Below are 10341 nucleotides of genomic sequence, written 5' to 3' on the forward strand. Positions count from 1 at the left end.
GTGTGCCGCATCCAGAAAAAAGGGCGCAACACGACTCCCCGCGGCGAGGGAATCGGCCTCCGATGGACTACAGGCCCTCGCCGCGGCAGCTAAGAAGAAGCAGCCCGTAACGCATGATGCTCACCAGCGTAACCCAGCTCCTCGGGCACACGAAGTGAAGCCCGCCACGATTCCACCCAGTGAGACGGTTCGTTTTCCGCAGGAGTGATGACAACTCGTCATGGATGCGTCACCCTGGGCGACATGGCTGCGACTTCCGCGTCCCCGTGCTGCGCCATCGTCCCGCCCCACATCCTCGACCGACTGGCCGAACTCGGCCACGCCCCGGCCCGGCGCTCCGTGGCCGTCGACGCCGCGCTGCGCCGGCAGCGGCTGCTCGCCGCGCCGCCCGCCGCGGCCGCCCCCACCACCGAACGGCTGGTCCGCACCGTCTCCGACGCCGGACACGGCGAGGACCTGCCCGGCCGCACCGTCCGCACCGAAGGCGGCGGCCCGGTCGCCGACGACTCCGCCAACCGCGCCTACGACGGGCTCGGCGCCACCTTCGCGCTCTTCCGCGAGGTGTACGGCCGGGCCTCGATCGACGACACCTGGCTGCCGCTGGACGCCACCGTCCACTTCGGCGACCGCTACGACAACGCCTTCTGGAACGGCAGCCGGATGGTCTTCGGCGACGGGGACGGCGAGATCTTCGTCGACTTCACCGTCTGCCTGGACGTCATCGGACACGAACTCACCCACGGCGTCACGCAGTTCACCGCCGACCTGGAGTACCGCGACCAGCCCGGCGCACTCAACGAGTCGATCTCCGACGTGTTCGGCTCGCTGGTGAAGCAGTACGCGCTCGGCCAGCGGGCCGAGGAGGCGGACTGGCTGATAGGCGCCGGACTGCTCGCGCCCGGGGTGCGCGGCGTCGCCCTGCGCTCGATGAAGGCTCCCGGCACCGCCTACGACGACGAGCGGCTCGGCAAGGACCCGCAGCCGGGACACATGAACGGCTACGTGCGCACCCGCGGCGACTCCGGTGGGGTGCACATCAACTCCGGCATACCCAACCGCGCCTTCCAGCTGGCGGCGGTCGCGATCGGCGGCCACGCCTGGGAGGGCGCCGGACGGATCTGGTACGACACCCTCACCAGCGGCCGGCTCTCCCCCACCACCGGCTTCGCCGCCTTCGCCCGCGCCACCGTGGCCACCGCGAACTCCCACTACCCGCGGGTCAGCGGGGTGGCGGCCGCGGTGGCCGACGCATGGTCACAGGTGGGAATCAGCACAACCTGAGGCACGAGTGGACTCTGTGAAAGACCTCGGCAAAGCCCACCCCTGCGTAGCACACTGACAACCATGCGTATCCAGGTCACCAGGACCGGCGGCTTCGCCGGCCACGCCAAGCACGCCGAGCTGGACACCGCCGCGCGCCCGGACGCACCGCACGTGCACGCACTGGCCCGCGAGGCGATGGCCGGCGGTCTGCGCAGCCCCTCGTACGGCGTCCCGGACGGCTTCCACTACGAGATCACCGTGGACGGCCGCACCGTCTACTGCGCCGACCCCAAGCTCACCGACTCGCAGCGCGAACTGGTGGGCCTCGTCCTGCGTGAGGGCGCCTGACCGCCGGCCGCGGCGGTCAGCGGCGGCGCGCCTCGAAACGGACGAAGTCCCGGCCGCGCGGGCCGGCCTGGCAGAACAGCGACTGCCCGACCGCGGTGTCGGGCGCGCCGACCACCGCGCACAGCCGGCGCAGCACCTCCTCGCCGCTCGCCCGGCCGCCGTCCGGCGCCGGGTCGTTGCGGACCTCGGCCAGCGCGGCCGGCTCGGACAGCCCGGCCTTCTTCGCGATCCTGGCGCAGTACGCGTCCCAGTCCGCCCGGCTCGCCGCACGGGCCGCCGGGTCCGCGGGCGGCGTCCAGTCGGCGGCCCAGACCAGATCGCGGAAGTCACCGTCGGCGAAGCAGGCGGTGGCCCCGGCGCACTGTCCGTCGTCCTCCACCACCCAGACCGGGGACTTGAGTTCGAACGCGAGGTCGAGGGCCGGACGGAGCAGCCGCAGGCGGGAGATCCGGCCGAACCGCGGCTTCGGCGGGTCGAAGAGGAGCGCCGTGCCGCCCGCCGCACCCGGGTAGAGGTAGCCGCCGGCCTTGGAACGCCCGAGGGCGGCCCGGACCCGGGCGGGGTCGGCGGCGGTGACGGCGGCACAGGTGGGCACGGCGGAACTCCGGTCATCGGGAACTGCGGACGGGGTGGGAACGGCAGGGCGGGCGCGGCGGGAAGGGTGCGGCGGGAAGGGTGCGGCGGGCGGGCCGGGCTCAGTCGGCCGGCCGGAGGGCGGAGGCCGCGTACCGCAGGTGCTCGGGCACCGCGGCGTCGACCGCGTCCACGACCTCGCCGATGCCGGCCCACAGCTCCGGCACCACCGGGATCATGCAGGTGTTCCGGCCGAACACCACGCGGCCCGGGCCGCGCATCTCGACGGCGACCACCTCGGCGAAGGGCACGTGGTGCACGTCGTCCTCGGAGCCGCGCATCCACAGCCCTCGGGCGTCCACCGCGAGGCGCGCCCGGCGGGCCTCGCCGGAGCGCAGCCGGGCCAGCAGCGGCGGCCGCAGCACGGTGGCGCCGGCGGGGAGGCCGGTGTCGTCGGAACAGGAGTACCGGGGCAGCGGGCGGCCGTCCGGCAGCGCCACGTCGACCTCGGCGTCGCAGGGCACCACGAGCAGCACCGTCTCCAGCGCGCGGGCGAACGCCTCCCGGGCCTGCCCCGGGGTGACCTTCGCCAGGGCGGCGAGGCGGGTCTGCGGGTCCTCGTACCCGTCGTCGAAGAGCAGCGCGCCGGCGGCCTGCCCGATCTCCAGGCCGATCGAGCGCGGGTCCTCGTAGAGCTCGCGGAGGTCGGTGACCTCCTCGGCGAGCTCGGCCTCGGTGGGACCCTCCGCCGCGAGGCGGGAGGCCTCCTCCCAGAGCAGCTCGGCGACCCTGGTCTCCTGGCCCTCGCGGGCGTCCAGGCAGACGGTGCGCTCGCCGAGGCCGGGCCCGGCGTGCAGGGCGTCGCCGCCGACCTCGTAGGCGAGGCCGTGCCGGTGGCGGACGGTGGCGCGCAGCCGTTCGGTGAGGATCTTGCAGGCGAGCAGCAGCGCCAGGTCGTCGAGGTCCCCGCGCAGGGCGATGCCGGGGCCGGGCACGTCCTCCTGACGCCAGGACGGGCCGGTGTGCAGGACGGGCTGCGCGGCGCTGCGGTCCGGGCGCTCGCCGTCGGCCAGCGGCAGGCGCAGGCCGGCCGGGGGCGGACCGGTGAGGACGAGGACGGCGTTGCCGCGGTGGAAGTGGCGGGCGACGGTGTCGCGGACGGCCTCGACCGGGATGCGGTCCGGGCCCGGGCCGCGGTAGGCAGCGAGGCCGAGGCCCTGGACGCCGTAGCGGTGGGAGAGGAGTTCGCCGGTCGCGGAGTCCGCCACCTGGCCGCCCTCGGCGGCGAGGACGCCGGCCTCCTGCTCGATCCGGTCCAGCGGCAGCGCGTCGAGCGCCTCGCAGACCGCCGCCAGGAAGGCGGTGACCTGCTCGGGCCGGCCGGTGCAGGTGAACTGGGTGGTGAGCAGGTCGACGGAGGCGTTGTGCTCGTGGCGCAGCCGGGGCAGCGTGCTCATGGCCAGGTGCTCGACGAGGTGGGTCACCCCGAGGGTGCGCATGGTTTCGTCGCGCACCCCGCAGCCGAACATCAGGACCGCTTCCAGCGGCCCGGGCGCTTCCGCCCACAGGACAGGGACTCCGTCGATGACCTCGTGATTCACCGGGCGATCATAGAATGGAATTCCTTGACCTTCTCATGACGATTTGATGACGAAACAAATGATCATCGCGTTGTCACGGGTGGGGGGAATGTGCCGTCCGCCGCATGTTCGCTATCCGAAGCGGCCGTTGACGTAGTCCTCGGTGCGGCTGTCGGCCGGGGTGCTGAACATGGTGCGGGTGGGGCCGTGTTCGACGATGGCGCCGGGGGTGCCCTGCTCGGCGAGGAAGAAGGCGCAGCGGTCCGAGACCCGCTGGGCCTGCTGCATGTTGTGGGTGACGATCACGATGGTGACCTCGTCGACGAGTTCCCGGATGGTCTGCTCGATGCGCCGGGTGGAGGTCGGGTCGAGGGCGGAGCAGGGCTCGTCCATCAGCAGCACCTTGGGGCGCACGGCGAGCGAGCGGGCGATGCACAGGCGCTGCTGCTGGCCGCCGGAGAGCGCGCCGCCGGGCTGGCGGAGCCGGTCGGCGACCTCCTTCCAGAGGCCGGCCCGGGTGAGGCACTCCTCGACCAGCCGGTCCTTCTCGGCGCGGGAGGCGCGGATGCCGGTGAGCTTGAGGCCGGCCACCACGTTGTCGTAGATGGACATCGCGGGGAAGGGGTTGGGCTTCTGGAAGACCATGCCGATGTCACGGCGGGCGGCGGTGAGCCGGCGGTCGGGGGCGTAGACGTCGGCGCCGTCGAGCAGGACCTCGCCGGCCAGGGCGGCGCCGGGGATCAGCTCGTGCATCCGGTTGAGGATGCGCAGGAAGGTCGACTTGCCGCAGCCGGAGGGGCCGATCAGCGCGGTGACCTGGCCGGCGGGCATCAGCAGGGAGACCCGGTCGAGGACCCGCCGGTCGCCGAACCAGGCGGTGATGGCGCGGGCGTCCAGGGTGCCGGCCTGGGAGGCCGCGACCGGGATCGCGGTGAGGGTGTCGCCGGTGGCGGGCGCGGCGGGCAGCAGGGCGGCGGCCCCGTTCGGTTCGGTGCTGGTCATGGCGCGGGCGCCCCTTTCGGGAGGTGCGGGTGGACGTTCGGGAGGTGCGGCGGGAGCGGGCCCGGTCAGAGCAGGTTGGGCAGCAGCCGAACGGCCTGGTCGGCGACGGCGAGGGCGAGGGCGGCGACCACCGGCACACCGACCGCCCAGGCCTGGCGGCGGCCCCACCGGGCCCAGGCGGTGGACAGGCCGACGGCGGCGAGCAGCAGGGCCTCGCCCCACAGCACCAGGGGTGTCCAGGCGGCGTTGTCGGTGCCCATGGCCTGCTCGGCGGCGGGCAGCGCCGCGGCGGTGAGCGGCCGGGCGTTGGCGGGCTCGACCGCGGTGACCAGGTCGGCGTCGACGAGCAGGGTGCCGGCCGGGGCGTAGCGGGGGCCGTCACCGGTGACCAGGACGAGCCGGCCGGCGCCCTCCTTGGCGGCGGCGGGGACGGGGTCGCCGGCCCGCCGGACGTCGATGATCCGGAAGCGGTGCTTGCCCTGGCCGGTGGTGACGGTGAAGGTCTCGCCGGTGCGCAGTTCCCGCAGGGCCGCGAACGGGCCGCCGTAGCCGGCCTGCCGGCCGAGCAGGACGCTGGTGCCGGCCTGGCCGGGCATGGGGGTGTCGCGGCGGTGTCCGGGCCCGGCTTCGAGCACTCCCCCGGCGGTGCCCTCGCGGACGACCTCGCGCAGGCCGAGCTGCGGCACCTCCAGCAGGGCGACGGGGGTGCCGGGTTCGACGGGCCGTCCGTCGTGGTCGAGTTGGCCGATCGGGGTGGTGCCGAGGGCGAGGCTCTCGCGGAGTTCGGCGTAGCCGGTCTCGTGGTCGCGCAGGTGGCGCAGGGCACCGAGCGGGCCGAGTTCGAGGAGCAGGCCGAGCAACAGGGCGGCGGTGATGGCGAGGCACGCGCCGACCAGCCGGGGCCGGTCGGGGCGGGGCCGGTCGGGGCGGGGGCCGTCGGACGCGGGTACGGCCGCCGGGGCCGGGGAGGTCGGCGGGGCGGGCGGGGCGAGGGTGGTGCTCATGCCGCGTTCTCCCCCTCGGTGGTGCCGGGGCGGCGGCGCAGCCGGACGGCGGCCAGCGCCGCGAGACCGGCGAGCAGGGCCGTGCCGACGCCGGCGGCGATCCAGGGGCCGCCGGTGCCGGTCTCCCCCGCCTTGCCTGTGCCTGTCGCAGCGGTGCCGACCTTGCCCGTGCCGGTCGCGGGGGTGCCGACGGCGGGCGCGGCGGCCGGGACGGGGTCGGCGGCGGCGCCGTGCAGGGCGCCCTGCGGGGCGACGGTGACGGCCTGCCAGGTGGTGGGCGAGGTGAAGGTGAGGACGCCGGTGAAGTCGCGCCGGGAGGCCGGGTTGACCTTGCCGCGGCAGCTGGCGGTGACGGTGTAGGCGCCGTGCAGCGGACCGGCGCCGCTGCGGTTGGCGACCACCCGCAGGGTGTTGCCCATCGGCAGCACGTAGCCGCCGTTGGTGCCGTGCCGGTAGACCGAGGCGGCGACGGTGCCGGTGAGCGGGGCACCCTCGGCGGGGAAGCCGGCGCCGGTGATCCGCATCGCCAGGTAGGCGGTGTCCGGGTCGGGGCAGCGGCCGGAGGTCAGCACGTCGACCGCGTCGTCGTCGTGGCCGGTGGCGTAGTCGAAGGCGAGGGTGCCGGTGTCGGCGGCGCGGGCGGCGGGCGCGGCGCCGAACTGGCCGGCGAGCAGCAGGACGGCCAGCAGGGCGGTGCCCGCGACGGCCTCCCGGGCAGCGGCCTTCCCCGGGCCTGCGGAGCCGGTCCGGTCCGCGGCGGGGGTGGTCGGGGTACGGCGTCGCCACCGGTACCAGGCGATCAGACCGGCGGGCAGCAGGACGGCGAGCAGGGCCCAGGGGATGCTGGCGAAGCGCTGCTTGCGGGTGCTGCCGGCCAGATTGGGGTCCTTGTCGCCGGCGATCGGCAGCGGGTCGACGGTGACACCGGCGGTGCCCCAGAAGGTCGGGTAGGCGCCGGAGACCTCGACCCGGTAGTGGACGGCGTTGCCGGGCAGCAGCTCCTGCAGGTCGGCGGGGGCGGTGCCGGTGGCGACGGTGCCGAGCACGTTGGTGACCCGGACGGCCTGGCGTCCGCCGAGCCGGACGTTGCCGGTGTTGCGGACGGTGTAGTCGACGGTGGTGCGCCCGGCACCCAGCGGGTTGGCGCTGGGGTGGTGCACGGCGTGGACGTCCTCGACGGTGAGTTCGGCCTTCAGCGCGCCGGCCACCCGCAGGTGGACCCGGGCGCCGACCCGCTGGTCGAGGGTGACGGCGTTGCCCTTGGCGTCCTTGGTCTCCTGGCGGAGGGCCGCGACGATGCCGGCGGCGTGGTCGCCGGGGGTGGCCCCGGCCGGCACGGCAACCGTGAACGGGACGATCTGGCGGCTGCGGGCGGGCAGGGTGAGCGAGGCGGTGGCGGTGCGGATCCAGGCGCCGGCCATGGTGGACGGGCGGCCCTCGGGCAGCACGTCGTAGCCGCCGGTGTCGGTGTTGAAGGCGTCCGCCGGGTAGAGCCGCAGGGTGACCGGCCGGTCCCCGTAGTTCCACACCGCGACGTGGTCCCTGACGACCGCGCCGGGCGTGGCCGCGTAGGAGAAGGAGCCGCGGTTGTCGGGGTCGGTGGCGGTGGCGGGCTGGATGCCGAAGGTCTGCGCCTGCGCGGCGGGGGCGGGGGCGCCGCCGTCGGCGGCGTGTGCGGCCGGGCCGGTCGGCAGCACGGCCAGGAGTACGGGGACCAGGAGCAGGAGCCAGCGGCGCATCGGCGGCATCATCCTCGGGGTGCGGGGTGCGTTCGGGACAGAGCGCGTTCGGGCAGGGCGTGTTCGGGGCGGCGGGCCGGGCCGCCCCCGGAAGGGCGGCCCGGCCTTGGTGACGGATCGTCAGATCGCGGTCAGGGTGAGCACGCCCTGGTACGTCCCGGCCTGGGTCGAGGTCGGGGCGAGCAGGGTGAGGTCGGCGCCGAGCTTGGCGGTGCCGAGACCGGTGGCGGTGGCGAGGGTGCGCGAGGACTTCAGGCCGAGCGCGCCGGCGTCGTTGGCCTCGACGGCGTTGGCCGGGTTGACCTGGCCGCCCAGGCTGACCTTCAGGCCGTCGCCCTTGGACACGAGGTTGGGGGCCCAGCCGAGGTTCTGGGCGTTGATGGCGCCCGCACCGGAGGAGAACTGGGCGACCTGGCCGCTGACCGACCAGCCGGGCGCACCGGCCCGGGTGTCGGTGACGGTGACGGTCTGGATCGGGCCCGCGGTGGTGAAGAGGGTGCTGGTGGCGTTCAGGGCGAGCGGCGGCAGGGTGACGTTGCCGCCGGCCACGCTGATGACCAGGGCGCCAGGGGCGAGCGTGGTGGTGACGGTCTCGGAGACCGGGGAGGGCGGGGTCGGGCCGCCCGGGTTCGGCGGGGTGACCACCGGGGTGACGCTGAACGGCACCGCGGCGGAGGCCGAGGCGGCGTAGGCGGTGGCGTCGGTCGGGGTGAACGAGGCGGTGATGGAGTGGTCGCCCTCGGCGAGTGTGGTGACGGTCAGCTCGGCGGTGCCGCCGGAGACCGGCTTGCTGCCGAGGCTGGTGCCGTTGTCCTTGAACTCCACCGTGCCGGGGGCGTCCGGGGCGACGGTGGCGGTCAGCTGGACGGGGCTGCCCTTGGCGGCGCTGCCGGACGGCGAGACGGCCAGCGCGGTGGTGGTGGCCGCCGCGCCCTTGGGGCTGATGGTGTAGGCGGTGGCCGCCGACGTGGAGCCCAGGTAGTGGCTGTCGGTGGAGGTGAACACCGCCGTCAGGCTGTGCGCACCCACGGCGAGGGTGCTGACGGTGACGGAGGCCTGGCCGGCGCTCACCGCGGCGGGCGCGCCGATGGGGGTGGCGCCGTCCAGGAACTGCACGGTGCCGCCGGCCGCCGGGGAGACCGTCGCGGTCAGGGTGACGGCGGAGCCCGCGGTGGCGGAGCCGTTCGGGGTGACCGCGAGGGTGGTGGTGGTCGCGGTCGCCGCCGGGGCGTTCGGGTCGGTCGAGGTGTACGCGGTGGGGCTGGTGAACCAGACCGAGCCGACGAAGTCGCCGAAGTAGGTGGTGCCGACCTTGGCCCGGCAGCGCAGGTGGAAGTCGTACTGGCCGCTCAGCGTGGAGAAGCCGTTCTTCTGGGCGAAGCTGCGCATGGTGTCGTTCAGCGGCACCGTCATCCGGCCCTGGGCGTCCGGCGGGAAGACGGACTGCGCCTGGTTGAGGCTGACGCCGTAGCCGTCGGTCGGGAAGCCCTGGCCGAAGACCAGGACCTGCAGGTTGGTGCCGCCCGGGCAGGTGCCGGAGGAGACGACGCTCATCAGCTCGTCGTCGGCGCCGGTGGCCGGGTTCGGGGTCAGGGTGCCGATGGTGGGGCTGGCGGCGTCGGCGTAGGCGGTGGCGGTGGACAGCACGGTGACGGCGCCGGCGGCCAGCACGGTGGCCGCGCCGAGTGCGACGGCGCGCGGAATGCGGGACATGCTCACGGGATGTGCCCTTCTGGCAGTGGTCGGGTGCGGCGGGGGGAGGGTCAGCCGGTGGTGCGGGAGGTGTCGCCGCAGTTGGCGTTGGTGCCGAAGCCGTACTGCTTGATCAGGGCGGACTGCTGGCAGATCAGCGCGTTGCCGCCGACGAACACGTCGCTCCACGGGCTGGTGGCGACCTTGCTGCTGGGGATGACGTTGTAGACGTCGCGGGTGGCCGGGGCGCCGGTGTTGAGCAGCACCGAGGGCACGCCGTTGATGTTGCCGAGCTGGGCGGTGCCGCGGAGGTCGGCGAGGGTGCCGGAGCTCTGCGCGATGTACTGGGCGATGGAGAACGGCACCAGCGAGGCGGCGTCGAGGACGCGGCCGTCGTGCTCCTCGATCTTCTTGCCGCCCTTGGTGTCGCTGATGCACGGGTACTTGCCGGCGGCGACGTCGGTCTCGGTGATGCCGACGGTGGACTCCCAGAAGCTGCGGGTGCCGGAGCCGGCCTGCGGCAGCAGCGGGCGGATCGACCAGTTCGGGCCGGTGCCGACGTAGCCCGGGTCGCAGCTGTAGATGGCGTGCAGGTCGGCGGTGGAGAGGTCGAGCGGCAGTGAACTGCCCGCGCTGACCGCGTAGGTGACACCGTCGACGGCGAACGGCACGTAGGTCAGGCCGGGCGTGGCGGCGGCGAGGTTGAGGCTGGAGGAGCGCGAGAACTGCAGGCAGTTGTTGCCCTTGTTCAGCTCGTTGAGCAGCGTGGTGCGGCCGGCGCCGGAGCCGTTCGGCCGGGTGAGGCCCTGGCAGGCGGCCGCGGCCTGGGTGTTGATCGTGGCCGAGCCGACGGCGTCGTACGAGGCGATCACCTTCTGGCCGCCGATGGTGACGGCGTTGGCCAGCGCGTTCATCACGCCCTGGGTGGTGTCGGAGCCGACACCGGCCAGCGGACGGTAGGTGGGCTGGCCGGACGGGTCGGCCTGCGCGGTGCTCGTGGTGGCGGCCAGCAGCAGACCGAGGCCGCTGACGACGGTCACGCACTTGGCGAGCTTGCGCTTGCTGGACATCTGCACGGGATCTCCCCTGGGAAAACGGCGTGGTGGGTGCCCGGCCGGCGGTGTGGGGCCGGGCGGTGGC

9 protein-coding genes are annotated in these 10341 nt (G+C 74.6%); 2 read left to right on the forward strand and 7 right to left on the reverse strand.

Annotated features, from left to right (window positions below; translation table 11 throughout):
- Nucleotides 1-243: 243 nt before the first annotated feature.
- Both AB0P35_RS14165 and AB0P35_RS14170 read left to right on the forward strand, forming a co-directional pair.
- Nucleotides 244-1281 (forward strand): M4 family metallopeptidase, encoded by a 1038-nt coding sequence (locus tag AB0P35_RS14165; RefSeq protein WP_363510349.1) that lies wholly within the window; start codon nucleotides 244-246, stop codon nucleotides 1279-1281.
- 63 nt (nucleotides 1282-1344) lie between these two features.
- Nucleotides 1345-1611 (forward strand): protealysin inhibitor emfourin, encoded by a 267-nt coding sequence (locus AB0P35_RS14170; protein WP_095874949.1) that lies wholly within the window; start codon nucleotides 1345-1347, stop codon nucleotides 1609-1611.
- A gap of 16 nt (nucleotides 1612-1627) precedes the next feature.
- Here AB0P35_RS14170 and AB0P35_RS14175 read toward each other — a convergent pair whose 3' ends face one another.
- From AB0P35_RS14175 to AB0P35_RS14205, 7 genes are all read right to left on the reverse strand, one after another.
- A complete protein-coding gene (locus tag AB0P35_RS14175; protein WP_363510352.1) occupies nucleotides 1628-2206 on the reverse strand; it encodes a hypothetical protein in 579 nt (192 codons plus the stop codon).
- A 100-nt stretch (nucleotides 2207-2306) separates the two neighbouring features.
- Complete coding sequence (locus AB0P35_RS14180) at nucleotides 2307-3785, reverse strand: insulinase family protein (RefSeq protein ID WP_363510355.1); 1479 nt, start codon at nucleotides 3783-3785, stop codon at nucleotides 2307-2309.
- Nucleotides 3786-3896: 111 nt separating this feature from the next.
- Nucleotides 3897-4766, reverse strand: a complete 870-nt coding sequence (locus tag AB0P35_RS14185; protein ID WP_363510358.1) for a phosphate ABC transporter ATP-binding protein — start codon at nucleotides 4764-4766, stop codon at nucleotides 3897-3899.
- A 65-nt stretch (nucleotides 4767-4831) separates the two neighbouring features.
- The gene (locus tag AB0P35_RS14190; RefSeq protein WP_363510361.1) at nucleotides 4832-5770 is read right to left on the reverse strand and encodes a sortase; all 939 of its coding nucleotides are present in this window, start codon (nucleotides 5768-5770) and stop codon (nucleotides 4832-4834) included.
- Complete coding sequence (locus AB0P35_RS14195; RefSeq protein WP_363510364.1) at nucleotides 5767-7509, reverse strand: hypothetical protein; 1743 nt, start codon at nucleotides 7507-7509, stop codon at nucleotides 5767-5769. Before AB0P35_RS14195 ends, AB0P35_RS14190 begins: the two co-directional genes overlap by 4 nt.
- Nucleotides 7510-7629: 120 nt before the next feature.
- Nucleotides 7630-9222 (reverse strand): Ig-like domain-containing protein, encoded by a 1593-nt coding sequence (locus AB0P35_RS14200; protein WP_363510366.1) that lies wholly within the window; start codon nucleotides 9220-9222, stop codon nucleotides 7630-7632.
- A gap of 50 nt (nucleotides 9223-9272) precedes the next feature.
- Nucleotides 9273-10271 carry a substrate-binding domain-containing protein gene (locus AB0P35_RS14205; RefSeq protein ID WP_363510369.1) on the reverse strand — a complete coding sequence of 333 codons (999 nt, stop codon included), beginning with the start codon at nucleotides 10269-10271 and terminating at the stop codon, nucleotides 9273-9275.
- Nucleotides 10272-10341 lie beyond the last annotated feature (70 nt).

Origin of the sequence: Kitasatospora sp. NPDC085879, assembly GCF_040686255.1 — a bacterium.
In the GTDB taxonomy this organism is placed as follows: Bacteria; Actinomycetota; Actinomycetes; order Streptomycetales; family Streptomycetaceae; genus Kitasatospora.

Excerpts from the sequence above, each read along its gene's own strand:
- AB0P35_RS14170 (WP_095874949.1), top strand. The coding sequence starts at position 1,345 with ATGCGTATCCAGGTCACCAGGACCGGCGGCTTCGCCGGCCACGCCAAG.
- AB0P35_RS14185 (WP_363510358.1), bottom strand. The coding sequence starts at position 4,766 with ATGACCAGCACCGAACCGAACGGGGCCGCCGCCCTGCTGCCCGCCGCG.
- AB0P35_RS14165 (WP_363510349.1), top strand. The coding sequence starts at position 244 with ATGGCTGCGACTTCCGCGTCCCCGTGCTGCGCCATCGTCCCGCCCCAC.
- AB0P35_RS14195 (WP_363510364.1), bottom strand. The coding sequence starts at position 7,509 with ATGCGCCGCTGGCTCCTGCTCCTGGTCCCCGTACTCCTGGCCGTGCTG.
- AB0P35_RS14205 (WP_363510369.1), bottom strand. The coding sequence starts at position 10,271 with ATGTCCAGCAAGCGCAAGCTCGCCAAGTGCGTGACCGTCGTCAGCGGC.
- AB0P35_RS14200 (WP_363510366.1), bottom strand. The coding sequence starts at position 9,222 with ATGTCCCGCATTCCGCGCGCCGTCGCACTCGGCGCGGCCACCGTGCTG.
- AB0P35_RS14190 (WP_363510361.1), bottom strand. The coding sequence starts at position 5,770 with ATGAGCACCACCCTCGCCCCGCCCGCCCCGCCGACCTCCCCGGCCCCG.